The organism is Mucilaginibacter sp. L196 (assembly GCF_009765905.1).
Lineage (GTDB): Bacteria > Bacteroidota > Bacteroidia > Sphingobacteriales > Sphingobacteriaceae > Mucilaginibacter.
Map to the genome: position 1 here is coordinate 874963 of NZ_LMUO01000019.1, position 25015 is coordinate 899977.

The 25015-nt window shown below is 39.8% G+C and carries 23 protein-coding genes and 1 riboswitch; of the genes, 7 read left to right on the plus strand and 16 right to left on the minus strand.

Annotated elements, in window-relative coordinates:
- Positions 1 to 34: 34 nt before the first annotated feature.
- From GSQ74_RS20150 to GSQ74_RS20160, 3 genes are all read left to right on the plus strand, one after another.
- A complete protein-coding gene (locus GSQ74_RS20150; RefSeq protein ID WP_158996001.1) occupies positions 35 to 1471 on the plus strand; it encodes an alpha-L-fucosidase in 1437 nt (478 codons plus the stop codon).
- Positions 1472 to 1911: 440 nt separating this feature from the next.
- Positions 1912 to 2766 (plus strand): SDR family NAD(P)-dependent oxidoreductase, encoded by an 855-nt coding sequence (locus GSQ74_RS20155; RefSeq protein ID WP_158996002.1) that lies wholly within the window; start codon positions 1912 to 1914, stop codon positions 2764 to 2766.
- Positions 2767 to 2838: 72 nt separating this feature from the next.
- Positions 2839 to 3762, plus strand: coding sequence for an AraC family transcriptional regulator (locus tag GSQ74_RS20160; RefSeq protein ID WP_158996003.1), 924 nt, complete (start codon positions 2839 to 2841; stop codon positions 3760 to 3762).
- Positions 3763 to 3764: 2 nt separating this feature from the next.
- Here GSQ74_RS20160 and thiD read toward each other — a convergent pair whose 3' ends face one another.
- Genes thiD through thiS form a run of 8 tightly spaced genes read right to left on the minus strand, consistent with a single transcriptional unit; the run spans position 3765 to position 10892 of the window.
- Positions 3765 to 4577 carry a bifunctional hydroxymethylpyrimidine kinase/phosphomethylpyrimidine kinase gene (gene thiD, locus GSQ74_RS20165; RefSeq protein WP_158996004.1) on the minus strand — a complete coding sequence of 271 codons (813 nt, stop codon included), beginning with the start codon at positions 4575 to 4577 and terminating at the stop codon, positions 3765 to 3767.
- A gap of 15 nt (positions 4578 to 4592) precedes the next feature.
- Positions 4593 to 5648, minus strand: coding sequence for a HesA/MoeB/ThiF family protein (locus tag GSQ74_RS20170; protein WP_158996005.1), 1056 nt, complete (start codon positions 5646 to 5648; stop codon positions 4593 to 4595).
- 4 nt (positions 5649 to 5652) lie between these two features.
- A complete protein-coding gene (thiH, locus tag GSQ74_RS20175) occupies positions 5653 to 6768 on the minus strand; it encodes a 2-iminoacetate synthase ThiH (RefSeq protein ID WP_158996006.1) in 1116 nt (371 codons plus the stop codon).
- Positions 6761 to 7528, minus strand: a complete 768-nt coding sequence (locus tag GSQ74_RS20180; RefSeq protein ID WP_158996007.1) for a thiazole synthase — start codon at positions 7526 to 7528, stop codon at positions 6761 to 6763. The genes thiH and GSQ74_RS20180 overlap by 8 nt, the downstream gene beginning before the upstream one ends.
- A gap of 6 nt (positions 7529 to 7534) precedes the next feature.
- The gene (locus GSQ74_RS20185; RefSeq protein ID WP_158996008.1) at positions 7535 to 8182 is read right to left on the minus strand and encodes a thiamine phosphate synthase; all 648 of its coding nucleotides are present in this window, start codon (positions 8180 to 8182) and stop codon (positions 7535 to 7537) included.
- Positions 8183 to 8192: 10 nt separating this feature from the next.
- A complete protein-coding gene (locus GSQ74_RS20190; protein ID WP_158996009.1) occupies positions 8193 to 8792 on the minus strand; it encodes a thiamine phosphate synthase in 600 nt (199 codons plus the stop codon).
- A 3-nt stretch (positions 8793 to 8795) separates the two neighbouring features.
- Positions 8796 to 10679 (minus strand): phosphomethylpyrimidine synthase ThiC, encoded by a 1884-nt coding sequence (thiC, locus tag GSQ74_RS20195; RefSeq protein WP_158996010.1) that lies wholly within the window; start codon positions 10677 to 10679, stop codon positions 8796 to 8798.
- Positions 10680 to 10688: 9 nt separating this feature from the next.
- On the minus strand, positions 10689 to 10892 hold the full coding sequence (gene thiS / locus GSQ74_RS20200) for a sulfur carrier protein ThiS (RefSeq protein WP_158996011.1): 204 nt from the start codon (positions 10890 to 10892) through the stop codon (positions 10689 to 10691).
- A gap of 57 nt (positions 10893 to 10949) precedes the next feature.
- Positions 10950 to 11037, minus strand: a riboswitch (TPP riboswitch).
- 58 nt (positions 11038 to 11095) lie between these two features.
- Here thiS and GSQ74_RS20205 point away from each other — a divergent pair.
- The 3 genes from GSQ74_RS20205 (at position 11096) to GSQ74_RS20215 (ending at position 13723) form a co-directional block, all read left to right on the plus strand.
- Positions 11096 to 11797 (plus strand): TetR/AcrR family transcriptional regulator, encoded by a 702-nt coding sequence (locus GSQ74_RS20205; RefSeq protein WP_254060936.1) that lies wholly within the window; start codon positions 11096 to 11098, stop codon positions 11795 to 11797.
- 62 nt (positions 11798 to 11859) lie between these two features.
- A complete protein-coding gene (locus GSQ74_RS20210; RefSeq protein WP_158996012.1) occupies positions 11860 to 13146 on the plus strand; it encodes an MFS transporter in 1287 nt (428 codons plus the stop codon).
- 13 nt (positions 13147 to 13159) lie between these two features.
- Positions 13160 to 13723, plus strand: coding sequence for a cysteine hydrolase family protein (locus GSQ74_RS20215; RefSeq protein ID WP_158996013.1), 564 nt, complete (start codon positions 13160 to 13162; stop codon positions 13721 to 13723).
- Between the two features lie 62 nt (positions 13724 to 13785).
- Here GSQ74_RS20215 and GSQ74_RS20220 read toward each other — a convergent pair whose 3' ends face one another.
- The 5 genes from GSQ74_RS20220 to GSQ74_RS20240 all read right to left on the minus strand — a co-directional run bounded on the left by GSQ74_RS20220 (position 13786) and on the right by GSQ74_RS20240 (position 20479).
- Positions 13786 to 15195: a TolC family protein gene (locus GSQ74_RS20220; RefSeq protein ID WP_158996014.1), complete on the minus strand. Its 1410-nt coding sequence runs from the start codon at positions 15193 to 15195 to the stop codon at positions 13786 to 13788.
- An 18-nt stretch (positions 15196 to 15213) separates the two neighbouring features.
- Positions 15214 to 18435: an efflux RND transporter permease subunit gene (locus GSQ74_RS20225; protein ID WP_158996015.1), complete on the minus strand. Its 3222-nt coding sequence runs from the start codon at positions 18433 to 18435 to the stop codon at positions 15214 to 15216.
- Positions 18436 to 18459: 24 nt separating this feature from the next.
- Positions 18460 to 19599, minus strand: a complete 1140-nt coding sequence (locus GSQ74_RS20230; protein ID WP_158996016.1) for an efflux RND transporter periplasmic adaptor subunit — start codon at positions 19597 to 19599, stop codon at positions 18460 to 18462.
- A 65-nt stretch (positions 19600 to 19664) separates the two neighbouring features.
- Positions 19665 to 19802, minus strand: coding sequence for a hypothetical protein (locus tag GSQ74_RS20235; protein WP_158996017.1), 138 nt, complete (start codon positions 19800 to 19802; stop codon positions 19665 to 19667).
- Positions 19803 to 19879: 77 nt separating this feature from the next.
- Positions 19880 to 20479, minus strand: coding sequence for a TetR/AcrR family transcriptional regulator (locus GSQ74_RS20240; protein ID WP_158996018.1), 600 nt, complete (start codon positions 20477 to 20479; stop codon positions 19880 to 19882).
- A 352-nt stretch (positions 20480 to 20831) separates the two neighbouring features.
- Here GSQ74_RS20240 and GSQ74_RS20245 point away from each other — a divergent pair, with 352 nt between their 5' ends.
- The gene (locus GSQ74_RS20245; protein WP_158996019.1) at positions 20832 to 21968 is read left to right on the plus strand and encodes a hypothetical protein; all 1137 of its coding nucleotides are present in this window, start codon (positions 20832 to 20834) and stop codon (positions 21966 to 21968) included.
- 49 nt (positions 21969 to 22017) lie between these two features.
- Here GSQ74_RS20245 and GSQ74_RS20250 read toward each other — a convergent pair whose 3' ends face one another.
- From GSQ74_RS20250 to GSQ74_RS20260, 3 genes are read right to left on the minus strand one after another with little or no spacing between them, the layout of a single operon-like run.
- Complete coding sequence (locus tag GSQ74_RS20250; protein ID WP_158996020.1) at positions 22018 to 22545, minus strand: 5'(3')-deoxyribonucleotidase; 528 nt, start codon at positions 22543 to 22545, stop codon at positions 22018 to 22020.
- Positions 22546 to 22580: 35 nt separating this feature from the next.
- Entirely contained in the window at positions 22581 to 23597 is a 1017-nt protein-coding gene (locus GSQ74_RS20255) for a cytochrome d ubiquinol oxidase subunit II (RefSeq protein ID WP_158996021.1), read from the minus strand.
- A 7-nt stretch (positions 23598 to 23604) separates the two neighbouring features.
- A complete protein-coding gene (locus tag GSQ74_RS20260; RefSeq protein ID WP_158996022.1) occupies positions 23605 to 24915 on the minus strand; it encodes a cytochrome ubiquinol oxidase subunit I in 1311 nt (436 codons plus the stop codon).
- Positions 24916 to 25015 lie beyond the last annotated feature (100 nt).

A 25015-nucleotide genomic window follows, 5' to 3' on the forward strand; every position in this document is an offset into this window, starting at 1 on the left:
GGCAACCGGAATCAACATACAGGATCACAAACTCATGAAAAAAAGTATTTTACCACTTTTGTTACTTATTGCGGGCAGTTTGTTTGCCCAGCAGCATAACATGTCAAAAACTTATGTGCCGCCGTCAGATACGTTGGTACAACAAAAGTTAAATAAATGGCAGGACCTGAAATTTGGCTTATTTATGCACTGGGGTACTTACAGTGAATGGGGAGTGGTTGAAAGCTGGAGCATATGCCCCGAAGATGAAGGCTGGACACAGCGTAAAGGCCTCTACGGCGCTGATTACTATACGTACAAAAAAGCATACGAGAATTTGCAAACTACGTTTAACCCAACCCATTTCGATCCTGAAAAATGGGTAAAGGCCGCTAAAAATGCCGGTATGAAATATGTTATTTTCACTACCAAGCACCACGATGGTTTTTGCATGTTTGATACAAAGCAAACCGATTATAAAATAACCAGTACAAAAACTCCATTCTCAACAAACCCAAGGAGCAATGTAACTAAGGAGATATTTAACGCGTTTAGCAAAGAGAATTTTATGATAGGGGCTTATTTTTCAAAGCCCGACTGGCATTCGGACGATTACTGGTGGTCCTACTTTCCGCCTAAGGACCGGAATGTAAATTATGATCCGGCTAAATACCCCGAACGCTGGCAAAAGTTTAAGGATTATACCTATAACCAGATACAGGAATTAATGACCGGTTATGGCAAGGTTGATATTTTATGGCTCGATGGTGGTTGGGTGAGGCCTAAAAGCACCATCGACTCAACTGTTGACTGGCAGAAGACCATTCCTTATGACCAGGATATTGATATGCCTAAAATTGCTGCCATGGCCCGTACAAAACAGCCGGGTTTGATAGTAGTTGACCGCACTGTTGCAGGGCAATATGAAAACTATACCACTCCGGAACAGCAGGTGCCTGATAAGCCTTTAGACTATCCATGGGAAAGCTGTATCACAATGGGTAACTCATGGAGTTATGTGCCGGGCGATCACTATAAATCCGCACAGCAAATTATTACTTTATTGGTGAAGATAGTATCGCGAGGGGGGAATTTACTGATGAACATTGGCCCGGGCCCGGATGGAGACTGGGATCCTGTAGCGTACAGCAGGCTAAATGAAATTGGCGACTGGATAAAAATAAACGGCGAAGGTATATACGGTACAGAACCGATAGCCCCATACTCCGAGCAAAATATATTCTACACCAAATTGAAAAGCTCGAATACTATTTACGCATTTGTTTTACCGGCTACTGATAACGTTACTTTACCGGCAAGCATCTCTTTTAATTTAACAGACATTAAAAAGATCAAAAAAATTAGCTTGCTTGGGGTTGATAAGAATTTAAAATATTCAGTTACCAACAATAGCGTAAAAGTAATTATACCGGTGGCTTTACAAGCCAACAACAAATTATTGCACACGGCCACCTTTAAAATTCAATATTGATTTAGAGCCTAAGCGGGCATATAAAGAGCGACTTTAGTGCCTTTAGTTTTTCAATCGCCCTGTGTTGTACCGCGGCACAAGTGGAACATGTGGTACACTTGGTACACTTTTCATTCAAAAAACACCTAAAATAGCCGTAAAAGGCGGTTTTTACATTGTTTTTGACGCTATTTTTCACCCAAAAAAGCTTGATTTAGGCTTGAAAACGATTAAAAAACGCATTTTTTGCTCAAATTTCACTCATTTTTGATAAAAAATTCGATCTTTTTATAGCTTTTGCTTTAGGATTAGATTAGCTAAGAGCCTGAGAATTGATGGATAAGGCACAAGCGTCACATATACCGACTTTCTCATTTTGCCTACGAAAATCCTCAATTAGGCTACAAGTAGCAATTGGCATCTGTTGACCTTTGTTGTGTTATTCATTTAAACATAAAATCATGACACATCAAAATGATATTTCAAGTATAAATAAAGTTTGGTTTATTACAGGAGCTTCCCGGGGTTTTGGGCGCGTTTGGGCTGATGCAGCGCTAAAGCGAGGCGACAAAGTTGCTGCTACCGCGCGCAAGTTGGAAAGTATTGCAGATCTCAAAGAAAAGTATGGCGCAAACGTGCTGACTTTGGAACTTGACGTAACCAAGCCTGATCAGGTGAAAACTGCCGTGGTGCAGGCTCACGCTCACTTCGGCAGGCTTGATATTGTGCTTAATAATGCAGGTTATTCGCTTGTTGGTACAATTGAAGAAGCCAGCGCTGAAGATGTGCGGGCGCTATATGAAACCAATATTTTCGGCACACTTGCTGTGATACAGGCGGCTTTACCATTGCTGCGAAAACAAGGCTGGGGCCATATCCTCGGTACCTCGAGCGGCCTTGGCCATGTGACCCTGCCCGTAATCGGTTATTACTGTTCTTCAAAATGGGCATTCGAGGCGATTCACGAAAGTTTAGCCTTAGAAGTTAAAGATTTTGGCATCAAAGTAACCATCATCGAGCCAGGTGCCTATGCCACCGAGTTCGGGAGTCAGGAGTCTTTGAAGTTTGCACCAGGGCTAGACATATACGAAGATTTTAAGACACAATTTTTCGGAGGATTAAGAGGAATGGAAAGAGGAGATCCGAATGCAACGCCGGAAGCCCTGTTTAAAGTTGTAGATGCGGAGAACCCGCCGTTAAGGTTTAATCTTGGCAGCCATAACTTGCCATGGGTGCGTACCGCTTATGCTGAGCGGCTGGCAACCTGGGAAGCATGGGATGCTGTATCAAGCGCGGCGCAGGGTAATACAAAGTAATTGCTTAGTAAAGAATTAATTATAACCGGTAATTAAAAACATTATCGGTTATAATTTTATTAATTTTCAAGAATGAAGAAGGAAGAAGATACCCATCATATGATGGATTCATTATCGGCGATACACCAGGCTTTAGGTTTACCCAAGCCCCAGCATCCGTTGATAGCGCTTATAAATAGCAGCAATAGCCCGGTTGAGATAAACCGTCCATCCGGCTCCCACGTGCTGAAGTTTTATAAAATATCTTACAAAAGAAAACTCAGCGGGAAACTAAAATACGGCCAGGATTACTATGATTTTGATGAAGGTGGTTTATTATTCGCTGCCCCTAACCAGGTGATTGGCGGCAATAATGTCGAAGAAACCAGGGATTGTTCGCAATATACATTGCTGATACACCCGGATTTTTTTCTGACTTATCCTTTAGCAAAAAAGATTAAGCAATATGGTTTCTTTTCCTATTCGGCCAACGAAGCATTACATCTTTCCGATAAAGAAAAGGAAACTATCATTTCCATTTTTAAGATCATTGAAGAAGAGTTGAACAGCAGGATAGATGATTTTAGTCAGGATGTTATTGTTTCCCAGATCGAGTTATTGCTGAATTACGCTAATCGTTTTTACAAGCGCCAATTTATTACCCGCAAAGCAGTAAGCAGCGACTTGTTACAAAAGCTGGAAGAAATTTTAGACGAATATTTTAACAACGAAAAATCATTAAGCGACGGAATTCCGACAGTTCAATACCTTTCCGAAAAGATGAATATAACACCAAGTTATCTAAGTGATATGTTGCGTTCCCTAACCGGGCAAAATACACAGCAACACATACATCATAAACTCATAGAAAAAGCGAAAGAGAGATTATCTACAACCAGTTTATCAGTAAGTGAGGTCGCCTACGAATTGGGGTTTGAACATCCGCAATCGTTCAGCAAACTATTCAAAACAAAAACCAATCTTTCCCCACTGGAATTTAGACGGTCTTTTAACTAGTCTTACTTTATTGGATTGAAAAAATGATTTAAAGGGCCAATACCTTTTCCAATCCTAATGTTTTTTCCATGCTCAATCGCTTGGTGAACATAGTCTTTTCCTTTCTCTATCGATAGCATCAAATCCTCACCGAGCGCAAGATAGGATGCGATAGCCGATGATAAAGTGCATCCGGTACCATGGGTATTATTAGATTGGATTACTTTTGATTTAAATAGCCGCTGCCGCCCATCGCGATCCAGATAGACGTCGTACAAGTCATTTCCTTTTAAATGCCCCCCTTTAATAAGCACCGCATTACATCCTAGATCGATGATACGCGAAGCCGCTGTATGCATATCAGTAAGATTGTTAACTTTCATTCCGGTTATTAACCCGGCTTCATCAAGATTAGGCGTTAAGAGTGTTGTTAATGGAAATAGGAGATTTTTAAATGTGGATAAACAATTACTTTTCATCAAATTAGTACCACTGGTAGCAACCATTACCGGATCAAAGATTACAGGTATTTCACTATGTTGCCTTAATACTGACGCGATGATTTCTGCACTTTCCTTTAAGTATACCATGCCAATTTTTATTGCAGAGGGAGGTATATCATTTATTACAGCGGTCATTTGGTCACCCACAATTTCAGCTGGAATGGCGTAGATATTATTTACACCCAAGGTATTTTGTGCCGTTATTGCAGTAATAACTGTTGTGCCGTAGCAACCCAGTGCGCTTATGGTTTTAATGTCGGCCTGTATCCCGGCCCCGCCGCCACTGTCTGATCCGGCAATCGTTAGCACTACACGGTATCTGTAATTGTTCATAGATATGTTTGTGAATTAAACTATGCCATTTTTTAAGCTATACATTTTGCCTTTGTAAACAGGCTTTAATAATTGGATGGCCATTTTACTTCGTTGCCCGGTATGACAACAAAATACCAATTTTTTATCAGGAGGCAATGATTCAATATGTTCTTTCAACTCATATAGGGGGATGTTAATCCCACCGATATTGTAATCTTCAAACTCATAACCCTCGCGAACATCAACCAAATATATTTCATTGGGAGTTTGTTGTAGCCATTTGTTTAACTCCTCAATGGTTATTTCATGATTCTCGTTTGGAATAGGTTCGACAATTGTTGCAACCGGAGCTTTAATGAATTTTTGTTGCTGCTTTATTACTCTAAAAACGCTGCTTGTATTGTCGAGCGCGTTAATGCTCATGAATTTACCTGACAGGGTTTCACCAATACCACAGATAACCTTGATTGCTTCATTCGCCATATACATTCCAATAATTCCGGGTAATACACCCAGCACACCTATCTCAGCACAGTTAGGCACTTCGTTACTGGGTGGAGCCTCCGGAAACATATCCTTGTAATTAGGCCCATTATGGTAATTAAAAACGGAAACATGCCCTTCAAATTTAAATATGGAGCCAAATATCAGTACTTTGTTTAATACTACGCAGGTATCATTGATCAGGTAACGTGTTTCAAAATTATCCGATCCGTCTATTACTAAATCATAGTCATTGCATATATTTTGTGCATTGATAGGGGTAAACCGCTCGTTATAGGCAGTAATGTTAATATGCGGATTTAACAGTCCAAGCTTATGTTTGGCAATGCAGGCTTTGGGTTTGCCAACATCTGCTGTGGTATACAATATTTGCCTATGCAGGTTGCTGATGTCAATCACATCATCATCAACAATACCTATAGTGCCAACCCCTGCTGCTGCCAGGTATTGGAGTACCGGGCAACCGAGGCCTCCGGCGCCAATCATTAACACTTTTGCGTTTGTTAGCTTTTCCTGGCCCGGCAAACCTATTTCGGGCAATATGACCTGCCTGCTGTACCGCTTTAATTTTACGTTCCCTAACATGCTTTTATGTTGCTAAACTATTATCCCAATCTTTCCATACCGCTTCATAGCCCTGAGCGGCAATAACCCGGGCTATTTGTCGGGGGCTGCGTTCATCACTGATTTCAAATTGTTCGAGTGATTCCCGTTCAACAGAATATCCGCCGGGATTAGTTTTTGAACCTGCACTTATAGCTGTGATCCCTAACTTGATGATATTGTTCCTGAAATTGGGTGATTCTCGCGTAGAAATAGAAAGTTCTACCTCTTGGTTAAATAAGCGGTAAGCACATATCAATTGCACTAGTTCCCGGTCGCTCATTTCCACTTTGGGTTCTAACCCGCCGCTAAAAGGCCTTAACCTTGGGAAAGAAAGGCTGTATTTGCTTTGCCAGTATTTTTTCTCCAGATAGCTTAAATGCAATGCCGTAAAAAACGAATCGGTACGCCAGTCTTCAAGTCCTATCAACACACCTAAACCCATTTTATGGATACCAGCCTGCCCCAGTCGGTCGGGGGTTTCTAACCGGTATTGAAAATTGGATTTTTTCCCTTTAGGGTGATGTTTTTTATAGTCTTCCTGGTGATAGGTTTCCTGGTAAACCAAAACGGTATTTAAACCATACGGCGTTAGTTGCTGGTAATCCTCCAAATCGAGGGGCTGAACCTCCATAGATATTTGAGCAAAATGCGGACGGATAAGGTCAAGCACTTTTTTAAAGTAATCTACATGTACAGTTTGGTTAGCTTCTCCTGTAACTAAAAGTACATGATCGTAGCCCATGTCTTTTATTACAGCAACTTCCTGCATAATCTCCATCGGAGTAAGCGTTTTACGTTTTACCTTATTATCATAGCTAAAACCACAATAAGTACAAATGTTATTGCACTCGTTTGATAGGTAAAGTGGCACATACATTTGTATAACTTTACCGAAACGTTTAAGCGTTAGTCGCTGGCTAATTTGGGCCATCTGCTCAAGGTAAGGCGCGGCTGCAGGGGATATCAATGCTTTAAAATCCTCTAGCGTCCGTTTATCAGCCGATAAAGCTTGCTCAACATCACGGCTTGTTTTTGCATAAATGCTGGCTTTAGTTTCGTCCCAACTATGTAGCTCAAAAATATCTGCGAAGCTATTCATCTAAAAAAGAGGTTAGTGGGCTGCTTGCTACGGCATTGGTTACAGGTAATGCTAGTTTTGCTTCAAAGGCCATGCGCCCGGCCTCTACAGCTAATTTAAATGCCATTGCCATTTGTACAGGGTTGCTGGAAACAGCAATGGCTGTATTCACCAATACGGCATCGGCTCCAATCTCAAGAGCTTTAGCAGCATCAGAAGGTGAACCTATACCGGCATCAATAATAACAGGTACATTACTTTGACTGATGATGATCTCTAAAAAATCTATAGTTTTTAGTCCTTTGTTGCTACCAATTGGTGAGCCGAGGGGCATAACGGCAGCAGTGCCTGCATCTTCCAATCTTTTGCATAGCACAGGGTCGGCATGGATATACGGTAGCACAATAAATCCCATTTTAGCCAGTTCTTCGGTCGCTTTTAATGTTTCGATAGGGTCTGGCATCAAATACTTTGGATCAGGATGTATTTCCAGTTTAATCCAATTGGTTTCAAGGGCTTCGCGCGCCAGTTGTGCTGCAAAAATGGCTTCCTTAGCATTTCGCACCCCCGACGTATTTGGCAACAGGTTCATATGTGGATATTTTAGGCGGATCAACAGATCATCATGTTCATTATTTTTAACATCTACACGTTTTAAAGCAACGGTTACCAGTTCAGATCCCGAAGCCAGCAAGGCATCTTCCATTAACGTGGAGGAGCTAAATTTTCCGGTGCCGGTGAAAAGGCGGGATGTAAATATTTTATCGGCTATTTTTAACATGGCGTTTTATATTACCTGGTTTAAATATTTGGTATTAAGTTCCTGATACATATGTTTAACTATTTGCGCGGGATCAGTGGCATGGGTTATAGTACCCGATATGGCTACACCATAAACTCCTGTTTGCGTAAGTGCAGAAATATCTTCGGGTAGTATACCGCCTATAGCAATAATTGGAATCTGCAGGTTGGCAGATCGTATTTGTGCCATAATGGTTTCATAACCATCTAATCCTAAAATGGGGCTTAAATTTTGTTTGGTGGTTGTAAAGCGGAAAGGGCCGAGACCGATATAATCAGCGCCATCAGCTATTCTTTGTTTAATATGTTCAAAGGTATTTGCTGTGCCGCCTATTATTGTTTTTTTACCTACAATATCCCTCGCTTCGGCAATAGACATATCCTGTAAACCCAAATGCACACCATAGGCGCCTGCTTTAAGCGCTATTTCAGGGTGATCATTAACTATGAGTTTTGCACCGTATCGGGTACATGTTTTATTCGCCTCTATAGCATATTCAAGTATAACATCATCAGCTTGGTTTTTAACCCTTAATTGTACCCATTTACACCCCGCATCAAGCGCTTGTTTGATGGCAGTAAGATGTGAGCCGTTTTGCGGTTGTTGTGAAATATAGTGAAGTTTATCAATCATTACTTTGTGTTTAAAGTGGCAAGTTTTCTTTTAATTGCTTAAAACTAATTATTGCTTTATCTGGATCATTCCATATTGCACCCAATGCTGCTGCGCCATCAAAATTCATCGCTTTTAATTTTCTTAAGTTCGATGCATCAACTCCGCCCAAAGCAAATAGATCCGGTTTAGGGTAGTCTTTATCTAACTTAAAGTCTGCGGGTACATTGCCTTGATAACCGGGCTTTGATATACTGTTGAATACCGGCCCGTAAAAAACGTAATCGAACAATTTAAATGTGTGCAGCAAGGTGGGGCTATGAATGGATGTACTTAAACTATAACCTGCATCAATTTGCGCCTGCCATTTTTTTATATCAGATTCCGCACGTGCTTGCTCGGTATAATGCAGCCTTTTTATTCCGTATTCCTTTGCCAACTGGTGATGTTGATGCAATGAGATATAGCTATAATATTGTGGATGTATTTCTTCAATCAACTTGCTTACCTGCGTGGCATTGTGATTGGCTTTTCGAATATGGAAGTATTTCAAACCCAACTTAAACAGATTATTTATGATGATATTTTCATCGATTACCGTATCGGGATTTGAAATAACAACCAGCTTCATGATTTATAAATAAATTTCGCTTCCTTTTTGTAAAAACTCCTTCGACTTTTCTTCCATGCCTTTTGAAAGCGCTTCATTACCGTCAAGACCATTTTCTTTGGCATAATCCCTAACGTCCTGTGTGATTTTCATCGAACAGAAATTAGGGCCGCACATAGAGCAGAAATGGGCGATCTTAGCACCATCGGCAGGCAGGGTTTCGTCATGAAATTCTTTTGCTGTATCCGGATCAAGCGAGAGATTGAATTGGTCTTCCCATCTGAACTCGAAACGGGCTTTACTTAATGCATTATCGCGGTATTGCGCTCCGGGATGCCCTTTTGCCAGATCAGCAGCATGTGCGGCTATTTTGTAGGTAATCACACCATCTTTTACATCTTTTTTATTAGGCAGGCCCAAATGCTCCTTTGGTGTAACATAACAAAGCATGGCAGTGCCAAACCAACCAATCATAGCCGCGCCGATAGCCGAAGTGATATGGTCGTAACCGGGTGCTATATCAGTAGTTAGCGGGCCTAAGGTATAAAAAGGTGCTTCGCCGCAATGCACTAATTGCTTATCCATATTTTCTTTAATCATATGCATAGGGATATGGCCGGGGCCCTCAATAATTGTTTGTATATCATGCTTCCATGCTATCTTGGTCAGTTCACCTAAAGTTTCCAGTTCGCCAAATTGCGCGGCATCATTTGCATCGGCAATACAGCCCGGTCTTAAACCATCGCCCAATGAAAACGAAACGTCATAGGCTTTCATAATCTCGCAGATCTCTTCAAAATGCGTATACAGAAAGTTTTCTTGATGATGAGCCAAACACCATTTAGCCATAATAGAGCCACCGCGCGATACAATCCCGGTTATGCGTTTAGCTGTAAGCGGCACATAACGCAATAATACCCCGGCATGTATAGTAAAATAATCAACGCCCTGTTCGGCTTGCTCAATTAGAGTGTCCCTAAATATCTCCCAGGTCAAATCTTCGGCTTTACCGTTTACCTTTTCCAATGCCTGATAAATTGGTACGGTACCAATTGGTACCGGCGAGTTGCGAATGATCCACTCCCTGGTTTCATGTATGTTTTTACCGGTAGAAAGATCCATGATGGTATCAGCACCCCAACGGCATGCCCATACTGCTTTTTCAACCTCTTCTTCAATACTGGAGGTAACAGCAGAGTTTCCAATATTAGCATTGATCTTTACCAGGAAATTACGCCCGATGATCATCGGCTCGATTTCAGGATGATTAATATTCGCTGGGATAACCGCTCTACCGGCAGCAACTTCCTGTCGTACAAATTCAGCTGTGATATAGTCTTTGGGTGTGTTAGCGCCAAAACTTTGCCCCTGATGCTGATGCGCCATTACCTCATATTGGCCATTTAATTGTTCTTTTAGCAGATCGATACGTTGGTTTTCCCTTATGGCAATATATTCCATTTCGGGTGTAATTATCCCTTTGCGTGCATAATGCATCTGCGATACGTTCATCCCCGGCTTAGCGCGCATGGGTTTACTGATATGGGCAAATCGCAGCGCATCCAGACTTTTATCATTGGCCCGCTGGTTACCATAGGAGGAAGAGATTTCTCCCAATTGCTCTACGTCATTTCGGCCTAGTATCCACTGCTCGCGCAGGCGGGGTAAACCTTGCTTAACATCTATATCAATATCGGGGTCTGTGTAAGGCCCGCTGGTATCGTAAATAGTTACCGGAGCGTTGGATTCGGTTTCTCCAAATCGACCATGCAGTTTGGTTTCACTCAGGATAACCTCACGCATAGCCACCTCAATGTTATGCAGTTGCCCTTTAACGTATACTTTTCGTGATGCCGGGAATGGCGAACGGCTGATCGCCTGTTCATTAGGAATTTTTTCGTTTTTCATAGATGTAGACTAACCTCCCTGGGTTGCTTTAATTAGAATAATGTTATCGTTGGATTTGAGCAGATGAGAATCCCAGTTGTTTTTTGGGATAATTTGCTGATTAATGGCGACAGCCACGCCAGTTAAAGGCTGTTGAATAACAATGGCAAGCATTTGTTGCAAGGTGCAATTGTCGGTAACCGAATGATTTTGTTGATTTACGGTAATTTCCATTTGTTAGTAATTTCTAACTATAGGAATGCACCCGTTTAAGGAATGAAAACAACCTTGGAGGGTTGTTCTACTTTTCCCTTCGGCAGTACTAACTGCATCAGGTTCAAAGGGTATTTCTCAGCACAAGGCACCCCTAAAGTTTTTTGTAAAGCTATATAAAATGTTGAATTAATTATTCCAATCAATAATTAAAAAGTTTTTGGATGATAAATATCGAAATGAAAACATTTGGACATTATTTGTTTAATTGTTTAAAATGTGTACTTTTGATTGTTAATCCAAACTTAATGTCTGTTACTAACCCAATAAAAGAAGATATAATCCAAAGGCAAATCTTGCAGGCTGCTAAACAATTATTTCAAGTTTATGGGCTGCATAAGGTTACTATGGATGATGTAGCTAAAGCTATTGGCAAGGGGCGAAGTTCGCTTTACTATTATTATAAAAGTAAAGATGAGATTTTTGACGCCGTAATGGATCTTGAAATAAAAGAAATGATGGCGGCCATTTCTCGCGCTACAGATCAAGTAAATAGTGTAGAAGAAAAAATAAATGCTTTTTGTGCGACAAAATTAAATTTTCTTCGTGACAAAAAAACGGTTTACAGTGCATTCGAGGCTGGGATGGATGCAGATGCTATTTCACAATTTAACAAAACGAAAATTATTCATCATAGGGTTATCATGAAGTTGGAGGGCGATCTGCTTGGACGGATTTTAACTGATGCGATTAATAAAGGCGAAATTCGTGTTATAGATAAAAGTAAAAAAGACATATTGATTTTTGTATTATTAAGTAGTTTACGCGGATTAAAACGTGAAATGATAATGGAAGATAATTTTGAAGAGATTGAACCTGCAGCGAGGACTTTAGCCAACATGGCTATAAGTGGGTTGAGAGGATAAAAAAATTTGCAATATTTTAGACAAAATGACAAATTATGTCGAATTGATTATTAAACTAAAAGATGAAACCCAAAAAAACGTCACACATATTCCGTGCATTCCGGAATAAAAACTACACTTTATTTTTTTGCGGGCAATCGGTTTCGCAAATAGGTACCTGGATGCAGCGCACAGCGGTAAGCTGGGTTATTTACTCTATAACACATTCTGCCTCTATGCTTGGGCTTGCCATATTTGCGCAGCAGTTTCCATCATTCTTGCTTTCACTACATGGCGGAGTTGTTTCTGATAGATATAGCAGACACAAGATATTATTGGTTACCCAGACCGCATCCATGGTACAGGCTGTGTTATTAGCCATACTTATTTTAACAAATCATTATGTAGTATGGGAAATACTTACCCTTAGTGCTATGCTCGGTGTAATTAATGCATTTGATGTGCCTGCAAGGCAACCAATGGTGCATGAAATGGTAGACAATAAGGAAGATATCCCAAATGCGTTAGCGCTTAACTCAGGCATGGTTAATATAGCCAGGCTGGTGGGGCCGGCATTATCAGGCATAGTACTTCAGGCATTTGGAGCTGGCATTTGTTTTTCATTAAACGCGGTGAGCTTTTTAGCAGTACTAGCATCGCTATTGCTCATGAAATTACCAAAGTTTACGCAGCCGTTAGTAAAAAAGAAGATTATAACTGAACTTTCCGAGGGCCTGCAATACCTGAAACAAGAACCGGCTATAGGTTCAATTATATTATTGATTATTATATCGAGCTTATTGGTTTTCCCGTATGATACTGTTTTACCTGTTTTTGCAAAAGTGGTATTCAAAGGTAATGCCTCTACTTTTGGTTACATCGCTAGTGTTATGGGTTTAGGTGCTATTTCAGGAAGTTTATTTTTTGCTTCGCTGAAGAAAGGCACTAATCTCCGGTTTGTTTCACTTATGGGAATAGTCGTTTTAGGGATCGGACTAGTATTGTTCTCGCGGGTGACGAATTTTCTTATCTCGATACCATTCGCGGTTCTGATAGGCTTTGGTTCCCTGATGCCGATGACGGCCTGTATTACTACCATACAAATAGAAGCCGCCCCAAATATGCGGGGACGAGTGATGAGTTATGTAGCTATGGGGTTTTTTGGCATGTTGCCATTAGGTAGCTTACTTATCGGTACTATCTCACAAAAAATAACTGCTCCCTTAACAATGTTTTGCCAGGGAATAATCGCACTTATCATAGCCGCTGTATTTTATAAAATATTCAGTAAAGAGAAAATAAATAAAATAGTAAGTCAAGAGGAATTACAGGCAGACGAAGCGCTTGCAGTAGAAAAAATAGATCAATAATTAATTAAAAAAAATGGAACAGAACACTCAAAACACAGCTCTATTAGTAATGGACATGCAAGTTGGTATACTTGCCATGCTCCCTAATGCCGAAACCATACTTGATAAGGTATCTTCGGCCATTGCTACTGCCCGTAGCAAAAATATACCTGTTATTTATGTAGTGGTTGGCTTTAGACAAGGTGCCCCAGAAATCAGTATTAATAATAAGAGTTTCTCAGCTGGAAAAGAAAAGTTTTCCAATATGGATATGACTGCATTTATGCAGGTGCATGGTAGCATTGCGCCACAGGCAGGTGAGGTAACGGTTATTAAGCGTCGTGTAAGTGCATTTACTGGTAGCGATCTTGAAGTGGTACTAAGATCGTTTGGTATACAGCATTTAGTATTAACTGGTATTGCTACCAGCGGTGTTGTATTATCAACCTTACGGGAAGCTGCTGATAAGGATTACCGCGTTACTGTATTAGCCGATTGTTGTGCTGATGGTGATGAAGAAGTGCATCGTGTGCTAACCACAAAAATATTCCCTCGCCAAGCCGATGTACATGCGTTGGAAGAATGGCAGAAGATATAAAATTATATAACAAAAAAGCCCTATGATTTCTCATAGGGCTTTTTTGTTTAAAGGCTGTTTATTTATCGCCAGCCACCACCTACAGATCTGTAAAGATCAGATACGGCGCTTAACTCATCTCTTTTTATCGTAGCGAGTTGTAATTGACTTTGTAATACATTGCTTTGTGCAGTTATAACTTCCAGATAAGTCGCCATGCCGTTTTTAAACAACAGGTTTGCATTTTGTGTTGCCTGGTTTAATGTATTTACCTGTGTTTGCACAATTGCTTGTTGTTGTTTAAGCTTTTCTATCTTAACTAAAGCATCGCTTACTTCGCCAACTGCATTTAAAACTGATTGTCTGAACTGTAATACGGTTTTTTCACGATCAACTTCTGCAACCTTGTATTGGGTTGATAATTCTTTGTGATCAAATAGTGGTTGCAGCACGCTACCAGAAACTATACCAAATAATGATGCTGGTATATTAAACCAATTATTCGCCATAAATGAATTTACACCACCGCTTGCGGTTATACGCAAAGCAGGATACATAGCAGCTTTATTAATGCCCACATTAGCGTTAGCTATAGTTAAAGCTAGTTCAGCGCTTCTTACATCAGGTCTGCGGCTTACCATGGTTGATGGTACACCGGCAGAAAGATTATCAGGCACTGTAATTTCGTCTAAGTTTGTGCTTACCGTAATACTGCTTGGTATGGCACCTGTTAAAATACGCAACGCGTTTTCTTGTACGGCAATATTCTGCTCAAACTCAGGAACTAGTTGTGCGGCAGTCAACTGTTGCGCCTGTGCCTGTTGTACAGCTAACGATGTAACTTGACCCGCATCATATTGAAAACGAATGATACGAAGTGTACTATCATTCAATCTTACATTCTTTTTGGCAATATCTAATTGCGCATTTAGCATTAAAAGGTTGTAATAACCTTGCGATACGGTAGCAACAATATTTGTTTGTATGGCCTTTTTAGCTTCAATAGTTTGAAGATAAGCAGCTAAAGCGGATTTGCTTTGATTGCGAATCTTACCCCAGATATCAGCTTCCCATGATAAAGATAAGTTGGCTGAATAATCCTCAATATGTTTTGTTTTGATATTATCCTGAGCTAAACTTAATCCATCCAAGCTATTATCTGAAGGGCGGCTACTACTTGCCGTAACGTTTAAATCAGTCTGTGGCAAATAGTTCCATTTTACTTGTTTAAATAACAAGTGCGATGCCTCTATATTTTTCACTGCGATTTGCATATCATAGTTCCGTTCTATGGCGCTATCAATCAAAGTTTGCAGTGTAGCATCGGTGAAAAAGCTTTTCCATTGCATGTCGCCTACACTTGCTGTATCTGCTGTAAGCGTAGCATTTCTGAAAGTATCAGGCGCAGCATTTTTGGGTGTTTGGACATCTTTCGAAACCTTACATGCGCTTAAAAGCAGCAGCAGTAATAACCCGTTTATATATGTTTTCATTTTTGTTATTATTAAAAGTTAAGCTGAAAATTGATCCTGTAATTCAGCAACTGAATGGCCATTGATGTTACCGTGCGGATGTCCGTTCTCATCAAGTAGGGCAGCAGGAGGCACACCGGTTACCTTTTCCTGTAATCCCTGGAAGATCACGAATAACACAGGAATAATAAACAGACCAAGTATTACACCTGATACCATCCCGCCCGCAGCACCAATACTAATAGAGTGGTTACCTTGCGCAGATGGACCTGTCGCGATACTCATCGGGAATAATCCAAATACAAACGCCAGTGACGTCATGATGATTGGTCTTATCCTTAGCCTTGCTGCTTCTATAGCCGAAGCAACCAAACTATAACCAGCTTTGCGTCGCTGTACCGCAAACTCCACAATAAGGATGGCGTTTTTGGCCAACAAGCCAATAAGCATGATGAGGGCTACCTGTACATAGATGTTGTTTTCAATACCGGTTAAACCTAATACAACAAACACACCAAATATACCTGTAGGTATTGAAAGTATTACTGCCAATGGTAGGATGTAACTTTCATACTGTGCTGCTAATAAGAAGTATACAAATACCAAACAAAGCGCGAAAATAACAGCTGATTGCCCGCCTGAGGAAATTTCCTCACGTGTTTGACCAGAGAACTCATAGGCAAAACCTGATGGTAATTCCTCTTGAGCTGTTTCCTGTATAGCCTTGATCGCATCACCTGAGCTATAGCCCGGTTTAGGGATCGCGTTTACCTCGATAGAGTTAAACAGGTTATAACGTGAAGCGGTTTCTGAACCATAAACACGGGTTAGTTTAACCAGTGTGTTGATAGGCACATTGTCTCCAGCCTTGTTTTTAACAAACACACGGTCAATAGCTGACGGATCGGTACGGTCGGCAATATCAGCCTGAACAATCACACGATAGTATTTACCAAAGCGGTTAAAGTCTGATGCCTGGGCGCTACCGAAATAGGCCTGCATAGTTGACAGGATGTCTTTAACATTAACACCCAGCTGATTAGCCTTTTCGTCATCAACTTCTAATTGTAATTGAGGATAATCTGCTTTATAAGAGGTAAAGGCATAAGCGATTGCCGGTTTGGCCATCAGCTTTGCTATAAAGTTATTGGCTACACCACTAAATTTATCTAACCTGCCATTAGTTTTATCCTGCAACATTACGTCGAGGGCTTCTACGTTGCTAAATCCAGGAACGGTTGGAAAGCTGAATACGAAGAAGGTACCGCCCGGTATACCGGCCATTTTACCCCTTACTATATTTTGTATAGCATCAATATTCTTAACCGCGCCTCTTTGATCATTAGGTTTTAACAGCAAGAAAATTACACCAGCTGATGGACTGCTGGATTGTGTTAAAAAGTTAAAACCAGACAGCGCGGTAACAAATCTTGCTGATTCCAAAGTCTTCAACTGATCTTCGGCCTGTTTGAATATTTTATTAGTACCGCTTAATGAAGTTCCCGATGGTGTAGAAACAGCGATAGCCACAAATCCTTGATCCTCAGTAGGGATAAAGCCTGTTTTTGTTCTGTTTACCAGGTAAACCGTAGCGACAACTACTAATGCAAGCCCAGCCATACTGATCCATTTATGACGGATAAGAACTTTAAGGGCCCCAACATACCTGGTGGTCATATAATTAAACCCGCCATTAAAGCCCGCATAAAATTTCTCAGTAAAACCTTTTTTAGGTGCTTCGTGGCCATCTAGGGTATGCTTGTTTTTTAAAAATAAAGCAGCTAGGGCAGGGCTCAGGGTTAAAGCATTAACAGCAGATATGATAATGGCTATGGCCATTGTTAATGCAAATTGCCTGTAAAATATACCTGTTGAACCAGTCATAAAGCTAACGGGCAAAAATACCGCCGCCATAACCAGTGTAATGGATATAATTGCGCCGCTAATTTCACTCATAGCCCCTGTGGTTGCTTCTTTCGGGGTAAGGCTCGGGTCGTGTTCCATTTTGGCATGCACCGCCTCCACCACCACAATCGCGTCATCCACCACAATACCTATGGCTAATACGAGGGCGAACAAGGTTAAAAGGTTAACTGAGAAACCGAAGAGGTTCATGAAGAAGAATGTGCCAATAATGGCAACCGGAACCGCTATAGCCGGGATCAATGTAGACCTGAAATCTTGCAGGAATATAAATACCACGATAAATACCAGTATAAAAGCTTCTACCAATGTATGCTCAACCTGGTTAATTGATTCATCCAGATCGGTTTTAGTACGATAAAACTGATTGTATTTGATGCCAACAGGGAAGCTCTTTGATGCTTTTTCCATCAACTTATCAATGGCTATCTGAATTTCGTTGGCGTTTGAACCTGACAGTTGTATAATACCGATAATAATACCATCGTGCCCGTTAAGGTTACTTACGCTATTATAAGAATAAGCACCCAGTTCAACACGTGCTACATCTTTTAAGCGTAATACAGAACCATCTGCATTTGCACGGATAGCAATATTTTGGTATTCCTCTGGCGTGGTAAGTTTACCTTTATATTTAATTACATATTCAAATGATTCATCGCTTTGCTCCCCAAATCTACCGGGTGCTGCTTCCAGGTTTTTGTCCTGTATAGCTGCCGTCACTTCGGCGGGAGTAACATTGTAAGCTGCCATTTGACTTGGATTCAGCCAAACACGCATAGAGTAGTCCTTAACACCACCAAATATACTTGCAGAACCTACACCCGGAATACGTTTAATTTCGGGAATGATATTAATCTGTGCATAGTTAGCTACAAAGGTCTGATCATATTTTTTGGGATCCTCTGTGTAGATAGCCATAGCACCAATAAAGCTGTTTTGCTGTTTAGTAGTGGTTATACCATATTGTACAACCTCGGCCGGTAATTGGCTAGTTGCTTGTGAAACACGGTTTTGAACGTTCACAGCCGCCTGATCGGGGTTGGTACCTTGTTGAAAGTAAACCGTGATGCTTAAAGTACCATCATTACTGGCAGTGGAAGTCATGTATGTCATGTTTTCCACACCATTAATTGCTTCTTCCAATGACGGGGTCACGGAACGTAAAATAGTCTCGGCATTAGCGCCCGGGTATACAGCAGATACTAATACCGACGGGGGGGCAATATCTGGAAACCGCTCCAGGGGCAACTTTGTTAAACCAAGCACACCAACTATCACCAATAATATGGAGATAACTGTTGATAGTACCGGTCTTTCTATAAATTTCTGAAACATGACTTTAAAGTTTAAGTGTATGTATTATTTTTTTATTAGTGCGACAGTTTTATCTGTCGCCTTTTCAGGCTGGATCACCATACCCTCCTGCAATTTATCAATGCCGCTTAATACAATCTCGTCGCCTACTTTTACGCCGTCTTTAACCAGGTAATTGTCGCCGGTTTTACCAACAATGGTAATAGCCTGTTTTTTTACCTTACTGCTATCGCCTACGGCAAATACAAATACCTTATCTTGCATTTCAACAGTAGCAGATTCCGGTACCAATAAAGCATCATGGTGTACTAAGCTTAAGCGTACTTTGCCTGTATTTCCTGAGCGTAACAAGCCTTGAGCGTTTGGAAAACTAGCCCTCAAAGTAATAGCGCCAGTGTTTTTATCAAACTGACCATCTATCATATCAATGCTGCCTTGTTTAGCAAACTGGCTGTCATCGGCTAATAATAATGTTACGGGTGGTAAGCCTTTAAGTTTATCTTTTAAAGTTTCGCCTGCATATTGTTCTTTAAAGCTTACAAAGTCTTTTTCGCCTAAAGCGAAGTAAACATGTACGTTATGCACATCAGATAGTAAGGTAAGTGCGTCAACATCCGAAGGAGAAACCAAACTTCCTTGTTTCTTTAATAAACGACCGATATAGCCGCTAACAGGGGCTTTAATGGTTGTATATCCCAAGTTAATTTGCGCGGTAGATACGTTGGCTTTTGTTTGTTCAACATTTGCTTTTGCAACATCATAAGCCGCGCGAGCTGTTTTAAGTTGATAATCAGAAACTACCTTGTTTTGTACCAAAGGAGTTAATTTATCAATCTCTAATTGTGCATTGGCAACAGATGCTTCGGCTGCATGCATACTGGCAAGGGCATTGTTTAATGCTGCGCGATATGGCAGATCGTTGATTTTAAATATAGGCTGACCTTCGCTTACATAAGCGCCTTCGTCAACAAATACTTTGTCTAAAGAGCCGCTCACCTGCGGGCGAATTTCCACGTTTACCGTGCCTTCAATAGAAGCTGGGTATTCCTGGTAAGTAGTGTCTGTTCCTGAAACAATAGTTGCTACAGGCAACGATGGAGCAGGTGGGGCGCTGCCAGCCTGTGGTTTCGGCGAACAGCTATATAATAGTGTTATGGTTATGAGTCCTAAGATAATTTGTTTCATGATACTGATTTTAATTTTTGTGTTAATAGATAGTGCTTAGTATATATATGATGGAGTTGTGAGTGTTAATAATTAAGTATGCGCATTAATTTGCTGATGAAATAAGTAACGTTCATGGTGATATACCATAAATATGGTTTAATGCCATTAGATTTTCTAACAGTGTTAACCATTTGGCAAATACTGTGGGTATTAATTTTCATTTTATTAATTATTGTATTGTGTTTGTATGCTTAATTTTGATATTGTTAACGAATGGCAATATTGGCCAGTGAAAAAACTAATCGTTTATTGTCCTTATGATGCCACCTATCGCATCTCTCAAAACTTGGCGGTTCATCTCGTCAGAGAAACCCCTGCTTAAAAGATTAATGGATATTAAACCATGTACAACAGACCAAAAAGTATAATATTTTTTACAGATAATTTCAGATTCCATGTCGGTAATTCCGATCAGTTCGCCTATCACTTCGGTAAAAATATCCCACGGCATATCTGCTTCGGGTAGCTTATTTACCATTTCGCAGCAATTTGTTGATACACCAAACATCCCCTGATAAAGTTCCTTATTAGCAAAGGCAAAATTCCAGTAAGCTATCCACATGGCCTCCAGTTGTTTGGCAGGTAATCTGTGTTTGCTTTTTGCTTCTTGTAAATCTCTCGATAATATCAAATAACCTTTACGGGTTAACTCAAGTAGTATAGCTTCTTTATTTGAAAAATATTCGTAGATAATAGGAGCAGTGTACTCAATAGCATCGGCAATTTTACGCATGCTTAATGCTTGCCATCCTTCTTCTTTAACAATTTGAAGTGAAGCGTCCAGTATGTTACACCTTGTTTCTTCCTTTAATCGTAATATCCTATCCTTGCTTGCCATTTTGTTTACTCTATTAAATCATTTAACAGTGTTAAGCAAATGTACAACGATAATTTATATTGATGTACATTTAATTGTCATAAATAAAAGTACTAAATATAATAATAATGTGAAACTACTCTCGTTAAACTGTTGATAAACAGAGGTGTTATTGGGTTTTGTTTTTTAGAAAGCATTTTTATTACAACTATAGGTAATCATTCTACGTAATGTTATAATGTAATATGATGGTTTTCATCGATTGAAAGTTCAAGTTTATCGATAATGTTTTTTAAATATTGAATTTTAATTTAAACTTTGTCAGACTAAACCATATGCCGTATACACAGTCTAAAGGATTAATTGAGTAAATATGAAAAACAAATACCTGCCCAAATACCTACCATTAATGTGTGTTTTATTAATAACAGTTGTTGTCTCATGCAAAAAAGATAAAGCAACAAATAAAACAAACACAATAACTACTTCTACGGCAACTAGCATTGGTTTATTTGAATATAAAGATAGTGTTGATGCCAATGATGTTTATTACAGGATCTTGATACCAATAACAAAGGTTGGAACCCAATCTGTAAATTATGATGACGTTTTTGATACAGGGTCAGCAGGTTTAACATTGGATGCCTCCGGGATAATTCCCGACTCGCTATATACCAGTAAAGGTTTTAAAATTACAGGTGACTCTTTAGTTGTAAATGGTGTAACCATAACAACTACAACATCTGTAATGGAGTACGGTGATGCGCTCTCCTCGACTAATGTATACGGAAATGTTGCATATACAAGTATTACCATAGGCGATCCATCAACCGGTAACATAACTATTAAACGAGTGCCGTTTTTTCTGTATTACAAAGTGCTTGATATTACTGGTAAAGATTCAGTTCAGGAAACGGTACGCCATGGAGCAGATATTTTTGGAGTTAGCCCGGAATATAGTTATGCCAGTACACTAATTCAAAGCCCTTTAAGTTATTATACACCGGGTACAGGTTTAACAAATGGATTTAAACTATCAAAACTTATACAAGCGGATTTTACAAATGCTGGTGTATTTGAACAAAATATTCTTACGCTAGGTTTAACCAATGCTGATCTGAACTCATCAGGTTTCATTATGCATAATTATTCTTCAAGTTATACAGCACAGGACGGTTATTCACCTGATATACCTGGAACAATAACTTACAATGGTAATACAATATCAGCAAACTTTTTATTTGACACAGGTACCCCGCAAATATCAATTATTGAAGATCCTAAGGCTACGCAGAGTATTGGTATTTTACCTGCAAATTCGGTAATAACCTTAAAAACACAGGACGGATTTACTTATACCTACACTACAGCCAAATCAACAAACGTTACCGAGGTGCAAAATCCTAAAAATACAAACGATTATCGCACTATTTTTAGCTTGGAGTTCTTTACCACTAATGAGTTTTTAACTAATTATACAGGCCATCAAATTGGTTTGAAAAACAATTAAAAAAATATAACTAAACAAAAAATGCAACCATATTGGTTGCATTTTTTGTTTAGGCCTTTTCTTTCATCAGCTCAACTACTTCCTGCCAGTTGTGAACCCGCCTGTGATGATTATGATTGTAATTGAAAATAGAATTGAACATTAGTGTTTCTCCTTTAAAGGTATCCAAATTATGGATCATATCATCAATCATAAAATCGGTATTGATGATACTTTTATCGCCACAAAAAACAATGTTCTTCCAGGTGATGAACGGGAAATTTATATTTAGCCATTGCAATTTTTCAGATAAACTTTGAGGAAACTCGACAGCAGCTGATACAATGTATATTTCAAAGCTTTCAGATAATGTTTTTAAAGCTTCTACCGCGCCTGGCATAACCGGTGCGGTTAAAAAAAATCCGGGGGTATAAACAAACTTTCTTACGGCGCCGTCAGGGAAAGCTTCGGCTGTCGTAAGGCCTAGTATATTTTCAGGCAGTACCTTTATTCCGTAATCTCGTTCGTACCAGTTTATAAAATGAGTATCTATATCGGCAATTACGCCGTCCATATCAATAGCAATAGTTTTTTTCATGTTAAATAAATTATGCGGGCAAATATATTGATGATTCAATTATCCCTACTTTGTTTTGTTTGAAAGCTATAAAATAAATAGCCCAAAGCAGGTAGAATCAATAAACTGCCCAATAAAAGTCCCCATCCAAGATCATTGATCGTAGTCATGGGTGCGTGATCTTTAAGTAAGGATAAATTATTACCACCCTTCACCATGATGATATTGGGAAAGTGACGATAACTTACAGATACCAATATCATAGTAACCTGAAACGCAGCTAATATGCGGATTACTTTAGTGTTGCCTTTACTCAATAAATACCATAACAACACCAATGACAATGATGCAGCAATAACTGCAATTAAGCTAACAGGGTTGCCAAATATCCAATGGGCAAGGTGTACATTTTCGTGTTCTGCGGCTATAAATACCAATCCGCCAAAACCAACAGCAACAGCATTCATAATTACAGCTTTTTTGGTGAATCGCTTAATGTCAAACTGTTCTTTAGCTTCACCAATTAGATAGATAGCGGCTAAGAAACCGCATAGCGCAACTGTGAAAAAACCAACCATTACCGAAAACCAATTAAGCCAGCTAAAAATATAGGTGCTCAAATAATCGGTAGCACCAGGATCTATCTGCCTCGAAATAACGCTTCCTGCAACTATGCCTAAAAACAGTGGGGTAATGAAGCTTGAATACACAAATATGTAATTGTATAAGTCTTGCATTTTGTCATCCTTTATCGCATCGTAATTACGGAATGAGAAAGCCGTTCCACGGGCAGTGATACCTAAAAGCATAACTAATAAAGGTATATGCAAGTAGGTGCACATATCACTATAAATTACCGGGAAGCCCACAAACATTATTACTACTGCGATTATCAACCACATATGGTTCGCCTCCCAAATAGGGCCTATAGCCTTGTACATGGTACGGCGTGTACGCGATTTATTATCATTTGAGGTAAATAATTCAATTATCCCTGCGCCAAAATCGGCACCGCCAAGCAAAAAGTATAGCAGTATGGAAAAGAATAAGAAGATGATGACAACGTACAGCATATAATTATTAATTATGATCGTACAACTCTGGAACCATTTTTATTTGCCTGCTCAGTAAAAATACTACTGCAAGGCTCAGCGTAAAATAAATAAGCGTAAACAGATAAAACGAGTAATGGATGCCCGGCATAGGTGTAACCGCCTCACTGGTACGCATTACACCTTGTATAATCCACGGTTGGCGGCCAACTTCAGTAACTGTCCATCCGGCTTCGACGGCAATAAAGCCAAGCGGTGTGGCCGCTATAAATAATTTCAAGAACCAGCTTTTATTCAGCCATTCACGCTTTTTCCATAAGGCAAAAAAGTAAAGCAACCCAATTGCTAACAAAAACATACCAATTGCAACCATTAACTGAAATGCATAGTGCGTAACCGGTACATTAGGTTGATCTTTTTGCGGGATTTTATCTAATCCGTTAACCGGTGTTTTAAAATCATCATGTACTAAAAAGCTTAATAAACCAGGTAATTCAATACCGTAATTAACCTTCTTGTTAACGGTATCTGGTATGCCGCCTATCAATAATTTTGAGTATGGTTCGGTATGAAAATGGGCTTCCATTGCAGCTAATTTAGCTGGTTGCCTTTGCGCAGCGCCTTTGGCTGACAGATCGCCGCTTAAGGGTTGTAATATTGCAGCAACTGCACCAAAGGCAATCGCTATTTTGAATGATTTGGTATGGAAGGTTACATTCTTCTTTCTGAATATCATAAGCGCATGAATACCCGCTACAGCAAAGCCTGTAGCGGCAAAAGCGGCTATAGTCATGTGTAAAGCTTCGGAAAACCAGGCAGCGTTGAACATGGCCTTTATTGGGTCGATGTTTGTATACTGCCCGTTAACGTAATCAAACCCGGTAGGGCTGTTCATCCAAGAATTTGCTGATACCACCAAAATACCCGATACCACACCACTAACCCCAACTACAATGCCGGTAAACCAATGGAACCATTTATTAAACTTATCCCAACCATAAAGGAAAAATCCCAGGGCAATAGCTTCAATAAAAAATGCAACACCTTCTAACGAAAAAGGCATACCAAATATGGGACCGGCATGCTCCATAAATTTAGGCCATAGTAAACCTAACTCGAATGAAAGCATAGTACCCGATACCGCTCCGGTTGCAAAAAATATGGCTACGCCTTTGCTCCAGGCTTGTGTTATATGTTTGTATAAAGGATTTTTAGTTTTAATGTATTTATAGTTTGATATAGCCATAAACACAGGCATCACCATGCCTATACAGGAATAAATAATGTGGAAGCCCAATGATAAGGCCATTTGTGATCTGGCGGCTATAAAATCATTCATAATAGCATGTATGATAAATATTATACTAATGGCACAAATATACTTCTTAGTAATAGTATGATTTGACAAATACTAATCAGTAAGTTTAAATAGAACAATT